20 protein-coding genes are annotated in these 17,373 nt (G+C 61.2%); 14 read left to right on the top strand and 6 right to left on the bottom strand.

Annotated elements, in window-relative coordinates:
* Positions 1–16: 16 nt before the first annotated feature.
* From astD to SPHS8_RS02620, 6 genes are all read left to right on the top strand, one after another.
* Positions 17–1,450 (top strand): succinylglutamate-semialdehyde dehydrogenase, encoded by a 1,434-nt coding sequence (astD, locus tag SPHS8_RS02645; RefSeq protein WP_201513768.1) that lies wholly within the window; start codon positions 17–19, stop codon positions 1,448–1,450.
* 135 nt (positions 1,451–1,585) lie between these two features.
* Positions 1,586–2,374 carry a uroporphyrinogen-III C-methyltransferase gene (gene cobA, locus SPHS8_RS02640; RefSeq protein WP_201513767.1) on the top strand — a complete coding sequence of 263 codons (789 nt, stop codon included), beginning with the start codon at positions 1,586–1,588 and terminating at the stop codon, positions 2,372–2,374.
* The gene (locus SPHS8_RS02635) at positions 2,371–2,667 is read left to right on the top strand and encodes a DUF2849 domain-containing protein (protein ID WP_201513765.1); all 297 of its coding nucleotides are present in this window, start codon (positions 2,371–2,373) and stop codon (positions 2,665–2,667) included. Before cobA ends, SPHS8_RS02635 begins: the two co-directional genes overlap by 4 nt.
* Before the next feature lie 2 nt (positions 2,668–2,669).
* A complete protein-coding gene (locus tag SPHS8_RS02630; protein ID WP_201513763.1) occupies positions 2,670–4,301 on the top strand; it encodes a nitrite/sulfite reductase in 1,632 nt (543 codons plus the stop codon).
* Positions 4,294–4,734 (top strand): DUF934 domain-containing protein, encoded by a 441-nt coding sequence (locus SPHS8_RS02625; RefSeq protein WP_201513762.1) that lies wholly within the window; start codon positions 4,294–4,296, stop codon positions 4,732–4,734. The genes SPHS8_RS02630 and SPHS8_RS02625 overlap by 8 nt, the downstream gene beginning before the upstream one ends.
* Positions 4,727–5,518 (top strand): phosphoadenylyl-sulfate reductase, encoded by a 792-nt coding sequence (locus tag SPHS8_RS02620; protein ID WP_201513761.1) that lies wholly within the window; start codon positions 4,727–4,729, stop codon positions 5,516–5,518. Before SPHS8_RS02625 ends, SPHS8_RS02620 begins: the two co-directional genes overlap by 8 nt.
* A gap of 118 nt (positions 5,519–5,636) precedes the next feature.
* Here the strand turns inward: SPHS8_RS02620 and SPHS8_RS02615 are convergent, their stop codons facing one another.
* Entirely contained in the window at positions 5,637–6,692 is a 1,056-nt protein-coding gene (locus SPHS8_RS02615) for a family 43 glycosylhydrolase (RefSeq protein ID WP_201513760.1), read from the bottom strand.
* Between the two features lie 177 nt (positions 6,693–6,869).
* Here SPHS8_RS02615 and SPHS8_RS02610 point away from each other — a divergent pair, with 177 nt between their 5' ends.
* Positions 6,870–7,265 (top strand): MAPEG family protein, encoded by a 396-nt coding sequence (locus SPHS8_RS02610; RefSeq protein WP_201513759.1) that lies wholly within the window; start codon positions 6,870–6,872, stop codon positions 7,263–7,265.
* A 45-nt stretch (positions 7,266–7,310) separates the two neighbouring features.
* On the opposite strand, the gene SPHS8_RS02605 is transcribed toward SPHS8_RS02610, so the two are convergent.
* Entirely contained in the window at positions 7,311–8,795 is a 1,485-nt protein-coding gene (locus SPHS8_RS02605; protein ID WP_097091459.1) for a replicative DNA helicase, read from the bottom strand.
* A 119-nt stretch (positions 8,796–8,914) separates the two neighbouring features.
* On the opposite strand from SPHS8_RS02605, the gene SPHS8_RS02600 reads away from it, so the two are divergent.
* The 5 genes from SPHS8_RS02600 to SPHS8_RS02580 are packed head-to-tail and all read left to right on the top strand — an operon-like array spanning position 8,915 to position 11,881.
* Positions 8,915–9,397 carry a UPF0262 family protein gene (locus SPHS8_RS02600; RefSeq protein ID WP_097091458.1) on the top strand — a complete coding sequence of 161 codons (483 nt, stop codon included), beginning with the start codon at positions 8,915–8,917 and terminating at the stop codon, positions 9,395–9,397.
* A gap of 42 nt (positions 9,398–9,439) precedes the next feature.
* Positions 9,440–10,096 carry a GH25 family lysozyme gene (locus tag SPHS8_RS02595; protein ID WP_097091457.1) on the top strand — a complete coding sequence of 219 codons (657 nt, stop codon included), beginning with the start codon at positions 9,440–9,442 and terminating at the stop codon, positions 10,094–10,096.
* Positions 10,093–10,536: a cytidine deaminase gene (gene cdd / locus SPHS8_RS02590; RefSeq protein WP_201513758.1), complete on the top strand. Its 444-nt coding sequence runs from the start codon at positions 10,093–10,095 to the stop codon at positions 10,534–10,536. The genes SPHS8_RS02595 and cdd overlap by 4 nt, the downstream gene beginning before the upstream one ends.
* 8 nt (positions 10,537–10,544) lie before the next feature.
* On the top strand, positions 10,545–11,099 hold the full coding sequence (dcd, locus tag SPHS8_RS02585; protein WP_097091455.1) for a dCTP deaminase: 555 nt from the start codon (positions 10,545–10,547) through the stop codon (positions 11,097–11,099).
* Positions 11,100–11,122: 23 nt separating this feature from the next.
* On the top strand, positions 11,123–11,881 hold the full coding sequence (locus tag SPHS8_RS02580) for a metallophosphoesterase family protein (protein WP_201513757.1): 759 nt from the start codon (positions 11,123–11,125) through the stop codon (positions 11,879–11,881).
* A 7-nt stretch (positions 11,882–11,888) separates the two neighbouring features.
* Here the strand turns inward: SPHS8_RS02580 and SPHS8_RS02575 are convergent, their stop codons facing one another.
* Complete coding sequence (locus SPHS8_RS02575; protein ID WP_201513756.1) at positions 11,889–12,584, bottom strand: anti-sigma factor family protein; 696 nt, start codon at positions 12,582–12,584, stop codon at positions 11,889–11,891.
* Entirely contained in the window at positions 12,581–13,069 is a 489-nt protein-coding gene (locus SPHS8_RS02570; protein ID WP_097091452.1) for an RNA polymerase sigma factor, read from the bottom strand. Before SPHS8_RS02570 ends, SPHS8_RS02575 begins: the two co-directional genes overlap by 4 nt.
* 157 nt (positions 13,070–13,226) lie before the next feature.
* Between SPHS8_RS02570 and SPHS8_RS02565 the strand changes: the two genes are divergently transcribed.
* Both SPHS8_RS02565 and SPHS8_RS02560 read left to right on the top strand, forming a co-directional pair.
* On the top strand, positions 13,227–14,477 hold the full coding sequence (locus SPHS8_RS02565; RefSeq protein WP_201513755.1) for a S8 family serine peptidase: 1,251 nt from the start codon (positions 13,227–13,229) through the stop codon (positions 14,475–14,477).
* 100 nt (positions 14,478–14,577) lie between these two features.
* Complete coding sequence (locus SPHS8_RS02560; RefSeq protein ID WP_201513754.1) at positions 14,578–15,267, top strand: hypothetical protein; 690 nt, start codon at positions 14,578–14,580, stop codon at positions 15,265–15,267.
* Positions 15,268–15,468: 201 nt separating this feature from the next.
* On the opposite strand, the gene ctrA is transcribed toward SPHS8_RS02560, so the two are convergent.
* Positions 15,469–16,176, bottom strand: coding sequence for a response regulator transcription factor CtrA (gene ctrA, locus SPHS8_RS02555; protein WP_201513753.1), 708 nt, complete (start codon positions 16,174–16,176; stop codon positions 15,469–15,471).
* A gap of 208 nt (positions 16,177–16,384) precedes the next feature.
* Complete coding sequence (locus SPHS8_RS02550; protein WP_201513752.1) at positions 16,385–17,278, bottom strand: LysR family transcriptional regulator; 894 nt, start codon at positions 17,276–17,278, stop codon at positions 16,385–16,387.
* Positions 17,279–17,373: the final 95 nt, after the last annotated feature.

The following is a 17,373-nucleotide window of genomic DNA, read 5'->3' as shown; positions in this document are numbered from 1 at the left end:
CCGCCATACCGAGTATATGTCCGCAACGCTGACTTCAACTGAACCCGCCACCGGTGCACTGCTGTGGCAGGGAAATGCCAGCGATGTGGAGGCGGAGGTTGCGAGGGTCAGGGCGGCATGGCCATCCTGGGCTGCTCAGCCGATTTCCTATCGTATCGAGACGCTGCGCCGTTTCGTCAATGTCGTGCGCGCCAATGAGGAGGCGCTGGCGGACCTGATCGCGCGGGAGACCGGAAAGCCGCTTTGGGACGCGAGAACGGAAGTCACTTCCGTGATGAACAAGGTGGATATTTCGGTGGCCGCCTATTCGGAACGCACCGGCCAGCGGCGGCTGGAAGCGGCGATGGGTGCTCGCCAATCCGTCCGGCACAAGCCGCATGGCGTGATGGCAGTGCTTGGCCCTTATAATTTCCCCGCTCATCTGCCCAATGGCCACATCGTGCCTGCCCTGCTCGCCGGGAATGGCGTGCTGTTCAAGCCGTCGGAAAAGACGCCAGCAGTGGGCGAGATGCTGGTGCGCTTCTACCATGAAGCGGGCGTGCCGCAGGACGTCGTGCGACTGGTGCTGGGCGGGCCGGACGAGGGCAAAGCGCTTGCCGCGCATGAGGACGTCAACGGCATTCTCTTTACCGGTTCGGCCTCTACGGGACTGACGATCAATCGCCAGTTCGCCCATAATCCGGGCAAGATATTAGCGCTGGAAATGGGCGGCAACAATCCGATCGTCGTCTGGGATACCGGCGATATCGCCAGCGCCGCCGTCCTGATCGTGCAATCGGCTTTCCTGTCGAGCGGTCAGCGCTGCACGGCCGCGAGCCGGTTGATCGTCAAGGAAGAACTGGCCGATATGTTGATCGGCGAGGTCAAGAAAGTCGCCGATCGGCTGATCATCGATCATCCGCATGCCGATCCTGCGCCTTTCATGGGGCCGGTCATCGACAATCAGGCCGCGGACCAACTCACCGAAAGCTTCCTCTATCTGATGAGCCATGGCGGGCGGCCGATAAAGCATCTCGTCCGGCTGTCGGAAGACCGGCCTTTGTTGAGCCCGGCGATCATCGACGTGACCAACATGAGCGAGCGCCCCGACGTCGAGTTGTTCGGGCCCTTGTTGCAGGTGATCCGCGTTCCCGATTTCCCGGCTGCGATCGCCGAGGCGAATAATAGCCGTTATGGCCTTTCCGCATCACTGATCGGTGGATCGCCGGAGCTGTATAACCAATTCTGGGCGAATATCCGGGCGGGGATCGTCAATTGGAACAGGCCGACCAACGGAGCGTCATCGTCTGCGCCTTTCGGAGGTCAGGGTATTTCGGGCAATCACCGGCCGAGCGCTTATTATGCAGCGGATTATTGCGCTTACCCGGTTTCATCGGCGGAGATCGAGCAGCCCCGAGCTTCGATCGGGATCGGGCTGAAGGAAGTCGATATTAGTGGGATGGGAGATTGACGTTCATCTTGCCTCTTCCGTCATTCTGACAAAAGCTGGGATGACGAGGTGGGATAGTAAGGCCCCAAATTTTCCTTCGCCATCGGCAAAGCATTCTGAATTGAAACCGTTGCGCGCTTCCGCCATCTGCCCAGCATGGCCGAACAACTACCTGCTACCGTTTTTCTCGTCGGCGCGGGCCCGGGTGATCCGGAACTGCTGACGTTACGCGCCGCGCGGTTGATCGCGCAGGCGGATGTCGTCATGCATGACGGGCTGGTGTCGGCCGAGATATTGGCGATGGCCTCGCCTGAAGCCGAACTGATTTCCGTTGCCAAACAGCGCAGCCGTCACTCGATGCCACAGGAGGGCATCAACGCCCTGCTCGTGCAATTGGCGCTTGCCGGACGCAGCGTCGTGCGGCTGAAGGGCGGCGATCCGTTTGTTTTCGGGCGCGGTGGTGAGGAGATGGAGGCATGCCGCACAGCTGGCGTGCCGGTGGAAATCGTGCCCGGCATCAGCGCGGCGATCGGCTGTGCGGCGCAGGCGCAACTACCCCTTACCCATCGCGATGCGGCAAGCGCGGTGACCTTCGTTGCGGGGCAATGCAAGGGGTTGACGGATCAGGACTGGTCAGGGCTCGCAGGTCATGGCCGCACGCTGGTCATCTATATGGGTGTGGCGACGGCGGCCGACATCGCTGACAAGCTGATCGCCGACGGCGTATCGCCCGCCGTTCCGGTCGCGGTGATGGAAAATGGCACGCGCGCGAACATGCGGACGCTCCGGACACTGCTGGCGGACTTGGGCGACATGGTGGTGCGGGAACAGGTAAAAAGCCCGGCGCTGATTGTGGTTGGCGACGTTGCGGCTTACGCGCTTGCGCAGGATGTGCTGGCTGGCTTTGCTGCACAAATGAATAATGGGGCGGAGATGCATTCGTGAAGATTTTGACCGGGAATGACCTTGGCACCGGGGACGTGATCTGGTGGGCGGGCGATGGCTGGTCCCGGCAGGTCGGCGAGTCGGTCGATGTTGGCGACCGGGGCGATGAACTGGCGCGGGCCGAGGAAGCGGCGCTACGCGTGGTCGCTCCTTATGTGATCGATGCAACCGTAACCGAGGAAGGTGTGCGTCCCGCCCACATCAAGGATCGCATTCGCGCTCTGGGTCCGACCGTGCGTCCCGACCTCACGCTTAAACCGAACGACGCCGATGCCGGCAACTGGGTGATCTGACCATGTATCGTTATGACAGCTATGACCAGTCCATCGTGGATGCCCGCGTTGAGGAATTTCGCGATCAGGTGCAGCGGCGGCTCGCCGGGCAACTGACCGAGGATCAGTTCAAGCCGTTGAGGCTGATGAATGGCCTCTATCTGCAACTTCACGCCTATATGCTGCGCGTTGCCATTCCCTATGGCACGCTGTCCGCCAAGCAGATGCGCAAGCTGGGCGAGATCGCGCGCAAATATGACAAGGGCTATGGCCACTTCACGACGCGCACGAACCTGCAATATAATTGGATCAAGCTGGCCGACGCGCCCGACATTCTCGCCGAATTGGCGACGGTCGAGATGCATGCGATCCAGACGAGCGGCAATTGCATCCGCAATATCTCGTCCGACCAATATGCAGGCGTCGCCGCCGACGAGGTGACGGACCCCCGCCCATGGGCCGAGCTGCTGCGCCAATGGTCGACCTTCCATCCGGAGTTCACCTATCTGCCGCGCAAGTTCAAGATCGCAGTGATTGCCGCGGAGGAGGATCGCGCGGCGATGCGGCTCCACGATATCGGCCTCAAGCTGATATCGCGCGATGGGCAGATCGGTGCGGAAGTCTATGCCGGTGGCGGCATGGGGCGCACGCCGATGGTTGCGCCGCTTATCAATGAGTTCGTGACCGAAGATGAGATCGTGCCTTATCTGGAGGCATGCCTGCGAGTGTACAATCGCTATGGCCGCCGCGACAACAAGTACAAGGCGCGGATCAAGATCCTGGTCCATGAATTAGGCGTCGAGGAATATAAGCGGCAAGTTGAGGAAGAGTTCGCACATATGCGCACGCTCGGCCTCAATCCGCCGCGTGAAGAACTGGCGCGCATCCGGCCCTTCTTCGCCAACCCGGCTTATGAGCAGGGCTTGAGCGAAGATATCGATCGCAGCGACCCGGCCTTCGCCCTCTGGGTGGACCGGCAGGTCGCGGCACACAAGCAGCCGGGCTATGCGATCGTTAACATCAGCCTGAAGCCGCGCGGCGGCATTCCCGGCGATGCTTCGGCCGAGCAGATCGAGTTGGTGGCAGACCTGGCGGAACGCTATTCGCTGGACGAACTGCGCGTAACCCATGCGCAGAACCTTGTCCTGCCGCATGTGAAGAAGGCGGAACTTTACGCCATCTGGCAGAAGCTGGATGAGGCTGGACTGGCGGAGGCCAATCTGGACCTGATCGGCGACATCATCGCCTGCCCGGGCCTGGACTATTGCAGCCTTGCCAATGCGCGATCGATCCCGCTGGCGCAGAAGCTTTCGGAACGGTTCGCCGACGCAGGCCGCCAGAAGGAGCTGGGCGAGCTGAAGGTCAAGATTTCCGGCTGCATCAACGCCTGCGGTCACCATCATGCCGGCCATATCGGCGTGCTGGGCGTGGACCGGAAAGGCGTGGAGAATTTCCAGCTGTCGCTCGGCGGATCGGGTGCGCAGGATGCTGCCGTCGGTCAGATCACCGGCCCCGGCTTCTCCGAGGATGGCGTCGTGGATGCCATCGAGAAGGTGACGGACCTCTATCTCGCCGAGCGTCAGGAAGGGGAGCGCTTCCTCGACACCTATCGCCGTCTTGGCATGAAGCCCTTCAAGGAGGCGATCTATGGTTGAGTTCCTGACGTTCCGCGACGGTGAAGCCGCGCAGGAACCCGCCGTGACGGTCGAATCCTTCACGGGCCAGTCCAATTCGACCGCCGTCAGGATCGAGGCGGGCGAGGATGCGCGCGAATTGCTGCCTTATCTCGAACGGCTGTCACTGGTCGAGGTGAACTTCCCCGCTTATGGCGACGGACGCGGCTATTCGGCGGCGCGTATCCTGCGTGAGGCGGGGTATCAGGGCGAGTTGCGAGCGGTTGGCGACGTGCTGGTTGACCAGTTGGTCGCGATGCGCCGCTGCGGCTTTGACAGCTTCCGCCCGGACAAGGCGCTGGACGACGCCGCCGTCGAGCGCGCCCTCAATCGCTATGCCGACGTCTATCAAAAGACCGTCGATGGCCGCAGCCCGGTTTGGGCGAAGCGGCACCCGGAGAGTATACATGGCTGAACCTGCCCGCCAGCTTGACGTAATCGACGCCCGCCCTGCCTTCACGCAGGCTGATGCCGACGCGCTGAACGCGCGTTTCGACGGCGTGGATGCATTGACGATGCTCAAGACCGTCTTTGCCGAAGGTCTGGCCGGCAAGGTGGCGGTTGTGTCTTCCTTCGGCACGGAAAGCGCCGTGCTGCTGGATCTGGTGGCGAGGGCCGACAAGTCGGTCCCCGTGATCTTCGTCGATACGCTCAAGATGTTCGCGGAAACGCTCAACTATCGCGATACGCTGATCAGCCGCATGGGCTTTATCAACAGCCGGTCGGTCACGCCGGATGCGGATGTTCTGGCGAAGAAGGACGAAACGGGCCTCCGCTGGTCCTACGACCCTGACGGCTGCTGCGATATTCGCAAGGTCGAGCCGATGAACCGCGCCAAGCAGGGGCTGGATGCGTGGATTTCAGGGCGCAAAGCTTTCCAGTCAACCACGCGGCAGAACATGCCGCGGTTTGAGGTGGAAGACGGCCGCCTGAAGATCAATCCGCTGGGCGACTGGACGAAGGACGATCTGGAAGCCTATTTCGCCGAGCATGACCTGCCACGCCATCCACTGGAAGCGCAGGGTTATCTGTCTGTCGGTTGCGAGCCATGCACGTCGAAGGTGCTGCCAGGTGAAGACCCGCGCGCAGGACGCTGGCGCGGTTGGGACAAGGTGGAATGCGGCATTCACTCGCCCGTGACGCCGATCCCCGCGCCCTCGGTTGATCCAGAGGACCCGGCCAACCAGCCTGTGTTCTGATGGCCTGAGCTGAATCGATCACGGCATCTCAGCGGAAGCTCGGATATCGTGAGGCGTGGTCGCGGTCTTAGGCCAGAGATGCCAGCTTCCGCTGGCATGACGGGTGATGATCGACGTTTCAGCGAGATTTCTTTGGTGAGATCACGCCGTTCGCTGCCAGCTTAAGCGGCGCAATCCTGCCGTCGCGGAGATAGTGGACGTCGAAGATCACGCTCTGCCGAAATAGCGGCGTGGTGCCTTCCTGCGACTGATCGTTGCAGGCGAAAAACCAGCGGCCGCGCCATTTGAAGAAGGAGCCATGACGGTCGAAGTTCAGCCAATTTTTCGGTTTGAAACCGGGCGGTGGCGCATAACGGCCGCGCATGGAGCTGTCGTTGAGGAAGGACGGCTCCACATTTTCGGGCAGCAACAAGGGACCCTTGCATTGGAAAGGACCATAGGGCGAGGTGCCGATGCCGTAATAGGTGCCCCAGGATAGATAATAATATTTCCCGCGCCGATGCAGGAAAGGTTTGTCGTCGGTCTTACCCCGACCATAAGGCCCTTCAGGATCGGCGATCGTGATCCGGCGCGGGGTTTCGGCAAGCGAGATCATGTCGTCGGAGAGGCGCGCGATATAAAAGTCATAGGTGCCAAAGACGATATAGCTGGTGCCGTCAGCCTCTTGTAATATGCCGGGGTCGCGCGTTTCGGTGGGAACCTGACCCTTTGCGATCAGCGCCTTGCCCAATGGATCGCGCCAAGGCCCTGCGGGCGCGTCGCTGACGACCACGCCAATATTTTCAGGCCCCATGGAGAAATAGAGATAATATTTGCCATTGCGCCGGATGGCGTCAGTGGCCCAGCAATGGTTGCTTGGCTTGCCGAAATAGGTTTGTTCCGGGCGCAGCGTTCCTTCATGAGACCAGTTGACGAGATTGTCGCTTCGCCAGATCTGCCAATCCTTCATCGTGAAAGTGCGGCTCGTGGGGCTGGCGTCATGGGTGGCATAGAGCCAAGCCACGTCATCGAAAATCCGGATTTGCGGGTCGCAGACCCCCATCGGCAGGCGCAGCGGATTGCCCGTATATTGTAGCCGCGAGCCTCTGCCAGCTTCGCGCGCCCAGGCTGGAGCAGCGGACCAAGCGCTTGCAAGAAGGGGCAAGGTAAGAGCGCGACGCCGGGAGATGATCACTGCTATGTCCTTGTATGCGATTGGCAGTTCTTAGGATACTGCATAATCGAACGATTCCGTTCAGTCGAGCGCCCTGCGATTACTCCAGGCATAACGCCATCCACGCGACGAGCATCATGGCGCATGTGCAGGAATGGCGATACTGTGGCCGCTTCAGTCGTGGGAAAGGGGACCAGCGTGGCGATCGAACTTAAAATATTGGCTTGGAGCTGCGTACTCCTGTTGGTCCATATCTTCGCAGCGGGGCATTTCAAAACCAAGCAATATGGGCCGAAATGGAATATGGGCGCGCGCGATGAGACGCTGCCGCCGTTGGAACCCGTCGCCGGACGGTTGGTGCGCGCGCAGGCAAACTTCCTTGAGACTTATCCGATCGCCATCGTCGCGTTGCTCGGCGTGGTGCTAGCAGGGCGGACGAGCGACTTGACTGCAATCGGCGGATGGATTTGGCTCGGCGCGCGGATCGTCTATCTTCCGCTTTACGCCTTTGGCGTGCCGGTCGTCCGGACGTTGGTCTATATGGTAGGATTGATCGGGCTGGTGCTGGTTTTGCAGGCGCTCATTGCAGGTTGAGCGCCCTCCCCAGGCCGTTCGAAACAAGCCGGACCGGAGGACAGGTCACTCATAATCACCCATATAACCGCCGTCCGCGAGATCGGAGAAGCGGGTAATCTTCGCGTCGAATTTCATGCGGATGCGGCCTGTCGAGCCGTGACGCTGCTTGGCGACGATCAGTTCGGCGAGGCCGTAGATCCGCTCCATCTCCTGCGCCCATTCAAGATGCTCGCTGCTCTCCTTGTTCCCCGGTTCTTTCGCCGCGACATAATAATCTTCGCGAAAGACGAACCAGACCATGTCGGCGTCCTGCTCGATGGAGCCCGATTCACGCAGGTCGGACAGCTGCGGCCGCTTGTCCTCGCGCTGCTCGACGGCACGGCTGAGCTGGGAAAGCGCCAGAACCGGAACATTAAGTTCCTTAGCCAAGGTCTTGAGACCACGGGAAATTTCCGAAATTTCTTGCACTCGGTTATCACTGCCCCGGCCGCTGCCTTGCAGCAGCTGAAGATAGTCGACGATGACGAGGCCGATGTCATGACGCCGCTTCAGTCGGCGCGCGCGCGTGCGCAACGCAGCGATCGTCAGGCCCGGCGTGTCGTCGATGAACAGCGGCAGTTCCTGAAGCTCCCGCGCGGCGCGGGACAGGTTCTGGAAGTCGGCGCGGCTGATCTTGCCCATGCGAAGCGCTTCGCCACTGATGCCGGATTGTTCGGCTAGGACGCGTGTTGCGAGCTGATCGGCGGACATTTCCAGACTGAAGAAGGCGGTCTTCGCACCCATATTCTTTTCCGGTGGGATGCCGTCCGCATGGTCACGCATCCAGCGGGAGGCCGCATTATAAGCGATATTGGTGGCGAGCGAGGTCTTGCCCATGCCCGGACGCCCGGCGAGGATCATAAGATCCGAATTGTGGAGGCCGCCGATCTTTTCGTTGAGGCTGGTGAGGCCGGTGGTGATGCCGGAAACGTGCCCGCCACTGTTCAGCGCACGCTCGGCGACCTGGACCGCCATGGTGGTGGCAGTCGCAAAGCTCTTGACCGATCCGGTTTCTCCCTCCCCTTCCGAGACTTTGTAGAGCGCGACTTCCGCCTGCTCTATCTGCTCGCGTGGGTTGACATCTTCGCTCGTATCCAGCGCATTCTCAACGAGTTCCCGGCCCACATTAACAAGCTGACGAAGAAGAGCGAGGTCGTATATCTGGGTTGCGAAGTCACGCGCGCCGAGAAGCGCGGCGCCATTCCCGGTCAATTGCGCCAGATAGCCGACGCCGCCCAACTCCTTGAGCGCCGGGTCCTGTTCCAGCAGCGGCTTGAGCGTGACGGGGTTGGCCACCATGTCCCGCTCGACCAGCTTCATGACCGCTTCGTAGATGCGGCCATGCAGAGGCTCAAAGAAATGCTCGGCCTTTAGCTTGAGCTGGATGTCCTCGGCGATGCGGTTGTCGATCATCAGCGCGCCAAGCAACGCCGCCTCAGCCTCCACGTTGCGGGGGAGTTCAGGCATGCCTGCTTCCATGACAGGATTCATTTGCACCAATTCGACCATCCCCCCCTCATCGCGCCAGCAGCCCGGCTGCGCAAGGGGCAAGCTACGGCAGATCCTGCAAAGCTGTGGAGAACTCCCCCTTGCTTTTCAACGGCCGCGCAAGCAGGGACTAGGGACTCATGACCGACCCGCGCATCATAGACATCACGCTTGACGAGCGCACGATCCTTTGGCGCAACGCGGACGTCGAGCAGGAGCGGCGGATCGCCATCTTCGACCTGCTTGAAGACAATTTTTTCGCGCCTCAGCGCGTCCACGGCGATGGCTATGGCGGGCCTTATCGGGTGCTGCTGCGCGTCGAGGACGGGCGGCTGGTGATCGAGATCAAACGGGAGGATGGCGAGCCGCTGGAGGCGATCATCCTGGGCTTGGGCCGGTTCCGCCGACCGATCCGGGAATATTTCGCGATCTGCGACAGCTATTACCAGGCGATCAGCAACGCTTCGCCCCAGCAAATCGAAACGGTGGACATGGCGCGCCGCGCCATTCACAATGACGCAGCGGAAATGCTGATCGAGCGGCTGGAGGGCAAGATCAAGGTCGATTTCGACACGGCACGACGCCTGTTCACGCTGATCTGCGTGCTGCACATCAAGGGGTAAGGGGACATTCGCCAGCATTCTTCAGGCCAATTTTTGGTCCGCATCCTTGCGGGCGCGGCTGTCATCGTTCTGCTGGTGGCGGGCGCGTGGGTCTATGCCTGCCGCTGGGCGCCGGGGCGCGATGTCTATCCGGTTCAGGGCGTGGCGGTAACCGCCGACGGGGGCGCGATCGATTGGGGCACTTTGGCCGCGAATGGCGTTGATTTCGCTTATATCCGCGCGGCAAAGGGGAAGGACGGCCGCGATCCTGCCTTTGCACGGAACTGGTCTGCGGCGCGATCGTCGGGGCTGCGTTATGGCGCGGTGCTGGATTTCAGCCTGTGCAGTCGGGCTGCAGGTCAGGCGACACGTTTCATCACGACCGTACCGCGCGACAATGCCGCCCTGCCCCCGGTGATCCGGTTGGACTTCGATCCGAACTGCGTTGCGCGGCCGGGACGAGACGCGGTGCTGTCGGAACTCAATACACTGGTCAACCTGGTCGAGAGCAATGCCGGAAAGCCCGTCCTCCTCAACATCTCGAAGGCTTTCGAAGAGGAATATGACATCGCGTCGGGCATAAACCGGACGCTGTGGCTGGACGGCAATTTCTTCCCGCCAGACTATGCCACCCGGCGATGGGTGATGTGGACGGCGAATGACATGCGCCATATCGATGGGGTCGATGGTCCGGTGAGATGGGGCGTGGTAGCGCCATGAGCATGGAAGCGGATGTCGAAAGCTTGATCGAGGCCGCGCGCGCGGCGCGGCGCAATGCCTATGCACCATATAGCCGCTTTGCCGTCGGTGCTGCGGTGCGGTTAGCTGGCGGTGAGATTATCGTCGGCGCGAATTTCGAGAATGCGAGCTTCGGGCTTTCGCTTTGCGCGGAAACGGTGGCTGTTGCGGCGGTGAACGCGCAGGGACGGCTGGCCGACATGGAAGCCATCGCGGTTGCCGGAGGCGACGCGTCACCGGTGACACCCTGCGGCCGGTGCCGGCAGATCCTCAATGAAGCAGAGCAGGTAGCCGGACGGCCGATCGCGATTTATTGTGCCGCTGCCGATGGCGAGTCCTTTGCTCACCACAGCGTCACCGAACTTCTTCCTTTCTCATTCGGTCCCAATGACTTGGGGCTTGTTCCTCCCAGCAAGAGCTAAGAAAAACCATGTCGATTTTGTCCGATAAGTGGATCCGCGAGCAGGCCATGTCCCATGGAATGATCGAGCCGTTCGTGGAAAATCAGCGTCGTGACGGCTGCATCAGCTATGGCCTCTCTTCTTATGGATATGACGCTCGGGTCGCGGACGAGTTCAAGATTTTCACCAATGTCGACAGCGCGGTCGTGGACCCGAAAGATTTCGCGGCGAACAGCTTCGTCGATCGCAAGACAGAATGCTGCATCATTCCGCCCAACAGCTTTGCGCTCGCCCGGACGGTCGAATATTTCCGGGTGCCGCGCGACGTCTTGGTGATCTGCCTTGGCAAATCCACCTATGCGCGGTGCGGCATCATCGTGAATGTGACGCCGCTTGAGCCCGGCTGGGAAGGCCATGTGACGCTGGAATTTTCCAACACCACGCCGCTGCCAGCGAAAATCTACGCCAATGAAGGGGCGTGCCAGTTCCTGTTCCTCAAGGGCAATGAACCGTGCGAGGTCAGCTATGCTGATCGCGCTGGCAAATATATGGGGCAGCAAGGCGTCACATTGCCTCGACTCTGAACGCTGTGCGAGGATGGAGCGGGATGTTTAGATTTTTCCGCTCCAGATCGCAGCCTGCGCCGTCGTTCGTGCCGGATATCGGTTCGGACCGGCGGGTCTATGCAATCGGTGACATTCACGGGCGGCTGGACCTTTTCGAGCAGTTGCTGCAACTGATCGAACAGGACGATGGGGCTCGCGCTCCCCTGCCCTGCCATCTCGTCCTGCTTGGCGATCTGATGGATCGCGGTCCGCAGTCCGCCGCAGTCATCGAGCGCGCTATGGCGCTCGCTGGTGCTTCGCGCAACGTCCACCTGATCAAGGGCAACCATGAGGAAGTGTTCGTTGGCGCCGCGCGCGGCAGTGCGCAGTTCGCGGCCTATTGCCGCCGTATCGGCGGTATAGCAACGCTGGAGAGCTATGGCCTGGAACCCGGCATCGGAGCAGCGATGACGGATGGCGATATGGCGTCATGGATGCTGCGCCACGTGCCGCGCGAGCATGTCGATTTCCTGGACGCCTTTGAAGATAGCCTGGTCATGCGCGATTACCTTTTCGTTCATGCCGGGATCAGGCCAGGACTGCCGCTGGAAGAACAGGAAGCAGCCGACCTGCGCTGGATCAGGGCGGAATTTCTGCATGACCGGCAGCCCCATCCCTACATGGTCGTTCATGGCCACAGCATCTCCACTGAGGTTGATGAGCAGGCAAATCGGATCGGCATAGACACGGGCGCCTGGAAGAGCGGCAAGCTGACAGCGATCGGTCTTCAAGGCACCGATCGCTGGCTGCTGCAAACCTGAACTGAAGCTACCGCCATCCGCTCGCCCGGGCGGCAGCTTCCTGCGCGGCGTCGGCAGGAGCGCCTTCCATCAAGGCATCGATCGTTGAGGTGACCCGTTCGTCTGTCGACGAAGCTTGACGATACTCTGTAGAGCGAGACCCGGCCGGGACCAACTGCTCAACCTGCCACCCATCCCCTTCCCGGCATGCGACGCCCGACATGATGCTGCCTTCGAAGCTGCGGCACCACCCGCCGCCTCGCCGTTTGAAGCTTAGGCCGATGCGGATGGGCGCGTCTTGTTGAGCAGAGGCGAGCTGGGTTTCCAGCGCCGATGCAAGGTCGCCTTTCGCCATCATGACGCCATTGCTCAACCCTACCGGCCCAGTGGGACCGTGGGACATGCGGCCTATTCCAAGGCCGAGCACAAGGCTTGCCGCGATTGCGCCGCCTATCCACAGTTTCCGCTGCCGGGGTGCTGATGAGTGGCCGATCGGGATGATCTTGCCGCTTTCTTCAAGCAGGGCCCGCATGCCCGGTGGAACCGGCTCCGCCTCGACCGGCGCATAATGGCCAGAGAGGCGTTCCCGCAACCGGCGGTGCGTCTCAAGCCGCTGAGCGAGCGCCGGATCTTCCGCGATGGCGCGGTCGACACGGCGGCGGCTCACTTCGTCCAATTCTCCGTCAACCCAGGCGATCAGCATGGCTTCGTCGATGTCAGTCATGCCGCTTCTCCCAACAGTTCGATAAGGGCTCCGCGACCGCGGACCAGACGTGACGTCAATGTGCCCATCGGGACGCCTAAGATTTCGGCCGCTTCCTTGTAGGACAGCCCCTCCACGAGGACGAGGGCAATGGCTTCCCGCTGTTCGTCGGGAAGTGCCTGCATGGCCCGATCGACATCGGAGAGGGTCATATGAGCTTCCACGTCATGGTCCCCCGCATAGCCGACATTCTGCCCGGCTTCTTCAGGCGCAAAGGTCCGCAAAGCACGTTGACGCGAACGGCCTTCATCGATCCAGAGATTGCGCATGATACGATACATCCAGCTGTCCAACCTTGTCCCCGGCTGCCATTGGTCGCGCGCCCTCAGCGCTCGTTCCAGCGCAGCCTGGCAGAGATCGTCCGCATCGGCGCGATCCCGCGAAAGGCTGACGGCGAAGCGGCGTAGCCGGGGAAGGATCGCCAACAGATCGCTCTCAAACGACATCCGTTCTCCATCTCATGTTCAGGGATGAAACGGCTGGCTTCGCGCGTTTCATCCCAGACGAGTTGGATATAGCGGAAATTAATTCGCGATGGGTCATGATGAATGCGAAAGGACAGGGGGCTTTGCTCCCAGGCCCTGCGAGGGTGAAGAGATTGAGATGAAGATGCATCGTTCCTTGATCATTGTTGGGTTTCTGCTGACGGGCCCGGCTGCTCAGGCGCAATTGCTGCCGTCCCCCGGTGGCGCATTGGGTTCGATCGACAATGCCGTTCCCCAACTGCTTGATAATGCCGATCGCGCGTTAGATCGTGGCGGACTGGATCGGCTTTCCCCGGCCAGGCTTGCGGAGCGCCTGGTGGCAGAAAGGACAGCGCGGATTGCTGACCTGCTCCGGCGGCATCGTGACAGCGTCGAACTGGACGACAGGCAGGAAGTGGCACGGCGTGGCGTCGTCCTGCTGATGGGGGCAAGTCCAACAAGCATCGAAGCGCTTCGTCGCGCGGGATATTCTGTGGCGAGCGATACTGTCGAAGGGATCGGCCTGCCGCTCGCACGGCTGACGATACCGGCTGGCCGGAGCCTTGCCAGCGCGCTGAAGCAGGTCCGGTCCATCGCGCCGGAAGCGGAGGCGAGCGCGGACAATCTCTATTTTCCCGGAGGTGCCGCACCAAAATTGAAAGGAGCGGCTCTGGCAGGCGGCTCCAATGTAACATCGCCTGCCGCCGGAATCATTGACGGGGGCGTGGCCCGCCACGCGTCACTCCCCGGCGCGATCGAGCAGCGCGGCTTCGCACGGGGCGCCCCCCGGGCCAGTGCACATGGTACGGCCGTGGCATCCCTGATCAGCGGTTCGGGCGCCATCCGGGGGGCAGCGCCGGGCACGCCGCTTCTGGTGGCAGACGTCTATGGTGACGATCCCGCCGGCGGCAGCGCATTTGCGATCGTACGCGCGCTGGGATGGATGGCTGCGCGTGGGGTGAAGGTGGTGACGGCAAGTTTGGTGGGTCCCAGCAACCCCTTATTGGCAGGCGCGATCCGTCTTGCGCGGGACAAGGGGGTCAGGATCGTGGCTGCTGTGGGCAATGACGGCCCGGCTGCGCCTCCCGCTTATCCGGCATCCTATCCCGACGTCGTGGCTGTAACTGGAGTTGATGGCCGGGGCCGATTGCTGCCGGAAGCGGGCCGCGCTCGGCACGTCGATTTCGCAGCGCCTGGTGCCGACATGTATGCGGCCCGCGCCGATGGCGGAAAAGGCCGGGTTAGAGGGACTTCTTTCGCGGCGCCCCTCGTTGCAGGACGGCTGGTGGCGAAAGGCAGCTTGAATGGGCTGATCGCCGAAGCGAAGGCGGGACCCAGCAAAGCATTCGGCCATGGCATCATCTGCGGCGAATGCAGAAATAATAATTGATTTTCAGTTACTTGTAGAATTTATCCAGGCACCCGGGATTAAGTCGCATCGCGATCGCGTTCTCCTGTCATCGGATCGACAACGAACAAGGAGACGATCGATGAAGAAGACAATCATTCTTGCCACGGCTTGCCTTGCCGCCCTCACCGCGGCTCCTGCGTCTGCTCAGCTGCTTGGCGGCGGAGGCGGCTTGGGTGGAGGCCTTGGCGGCACCTTGGGTGGCGTTGGCGGATCGCTGGGCGGAACATTGAACGGCTCGGGCGGCATTGGCATTGATCGCAGCGTTGACCTCAACAATGGCCGCGTGTCGGCTGGCGGGTCGGGCTCGGGCCGCGCCGACGGTGCTGCTGCTGGGTCAGTCAGCCGCAAGGGCAAAAGCCGCGGCGCAAATGCTTCGGGCTCTGCCAGCGGATCGGCAAGCGGCAGCCTGACTGCAGACACGTTGGGCACCAATGACGTGGCCAATGCCGTCGGCGGTATTCGCGATGGTGCGAGCCAGACGGCGGGCGCCGTGCGAGATCGTGCGGTCACCGCTGGCGCGGCGGCGCAGGGACAGGCAAGCGCAACGGCCGACGCAGCGCGCAATCGGGCCAGCGGCGCCGTTAATGGTGCAGGATCGGCGGCTGGCGACGTTGCCGGGGCAGCCCAATCCAGCGCCGCGCCACCTGCTGGAAGCAGCGGTGGCGCTCTGAATGGAAGCGCCGCGCTGAATGCCACGGGGCAACTGTCTGGAAGCGGACAAGCCGTGGGCTCCAGTGAAAGCACGTCTTCCAATCAGGCGGACAATTGACCCCTAAGGGGCGGTTCCCCCACCTGAGGCTTTAAGCCCTTTCCTCCGCCCCTAATTCGCCTGACATGGAAGGGCCGGTGATCCACAAGGATCGCTGGCCCTTTTCCACATGGTTCGGGGCGGACGTGAGCGCAGTACCAATGCAAAGGCCGGCGACCGTTATGGATCACCGGCCTTTTTCAGCAGCTAGAAAATATTGGTTCAGGCGACTTTGATCGCAATCTCTTCCGCCTCATCAGGATCGCGCAGCACATAACCGCGGCCCCAGACGGTTTCGATATAATTGTCGCCACCGCAAGCGAGCGCCAGCTTCTTGCGCAGCTTGCAGATGAAAACATCGATGATCTTGAGTTCAGGCTCGTCCATGCCGCCGTAAAGATGATTGAGGAACATCTCCTTGGTCAGCGTCGTGCCCTTGCGGAGCGAAAGCAGCTCCAGCATCGCATATTCCTTACCGGTCAGGTGGACGCGGTTGCCATCGACTTCCACGGTCTTGGCATCGAGATTGACGGCCAGCTTGCCCGTGCGGATGACGGACTGCGAATGCCCCTTGGAGCGGCGGACCACGGCGTGAATCCGCGCGATCAGTTCTTCGCGATGGAAAGGCTTGGTCACATAATCGTCGGCACCGAAACCGAAGGAGCGAACCTTGCTATCCATCTCCGCGATACCAGAAAGGATGAGAACCGGCGTCTGCACCTTGGCGGCGCGAAGCTTTTTCAGCACGTCATATCCGTGCATGTCCGGAAGGTTCAGGTCGAGGCAGATGATGTCGTAGTCATACAGCTTGCCCAGGTCGAGCCCTTCCTCGCCAAGGTCGGTAGTGTAGACGTTGAAGCCTTCGGTCGTGAGCATGAGCTCGATCGCCTTGGCCGTGGTCGGTTCATCTTCTATTAGCAGAACGCGCATATTGAAGCCCCTGTCCTTGCAGATCCCGTCAACCCCTAAGAACGGCGTCTGCTCCAATTCATTAACCAAAAAACTTCTGAAGGACAAAGGTTAATTTTTCGCTAACCCGCAGAAATGCGCGAGTCGCGGGAATTTGAATCTATTTGCAAAGATTTGCCGGTGAAGTGATTCATTTTGAGTCAAGATGGATTCACCTGCGCAACGAACCCTAGCAGCCATGATGGCGAGTAATATAATCAAGCAGCGCTTCAACCCGCGCGGGGCGCAAACGCGAGGGTGGCGTGACCAAGTGCAGACCGAGGGGCGGAGGTCTCCAATCGACCAGCACCTCCTGCAATTCGCCTGACGCGAGGCCATCGCTGACGATGAAGTCGGGCAGCCGGGCGATACCTATCCCCGCCTTCAACGCGGGCAGCATCGCGTCACCGCTATTCACGGTAATGCGCGCCCTGACCTGGATCACGACATTCTGCTGCCCCGGTCCAGAGAAACGCCAGACGTCAGGCGTTGGGGCGTTGGAATAGCAAAGACAGTCATGGGCGCCGAGGTCGGAAGGATGGGTAGGACGTCCCCGCTCCGCGAGATAGGAAGGCGAGGCGATGACGTGAAGCTTGACGTCGCCCAGCCGCCGTGCCCGCAAAGAGCTGTCCGGCATATCCGCGATACGAAGAGTGGCGTCGAGCCCCATCTCGACCATATCGATCCGCGCGTCTGAAAGGTGAAGATCAACATCGACGGCAGGGTGAAGCTTGGCAAACTCGGCAATCAGAGGCGCGATGCGGAGAAGCCCAAACGTCATCGGCGCGCCCAGCCGGATGGTGCCGGACAATTCGGCCGTGTCTTGCCGCGCCGCCTCTTCGGCGGCTTGGCCCTCTTCCAGAATACGGGCAGCATGGGCGGCCAGACGCTTTCCGCTTTCCGTCAGTGCAAGGCGGCGGCTCGTGCGGTTGAACAGGCTGGTTTCGAGATGCTGCTCAAGGCGCGTAACGGCTTTTGAAACCGTCGCCTTCGATATGCTGAGGGCCTTTGCAGCGTCAGTGAAGCTGCGATGCTCAACGACCGCAGCGAACATCGCCCAGGCTTCGAGATCAGGAAGGCGCATAAAGGAAACAATCCGTTTCGACACTGCCGATTTAAGAAACAATCCTTATCGCTAAATAGGTCGAAAGCAAGCGGGAATGGTTACCCGCCAAGGAA

Origin of the sequence: Sphingobium sp. S6, assembly GCF_905120495.1 — a bacterium.
Lineage (GTDB): Bacteria > Pseudomonadota > Alphaproteobacteria > Sphingomonadales > Sphingomonadaceae > Sphingobium > Sphingobium agri.
Note: the sequence above shows the minus strand (reverse complement) of the source record. Positions and strands in the feature narration are given on the sequence as shown.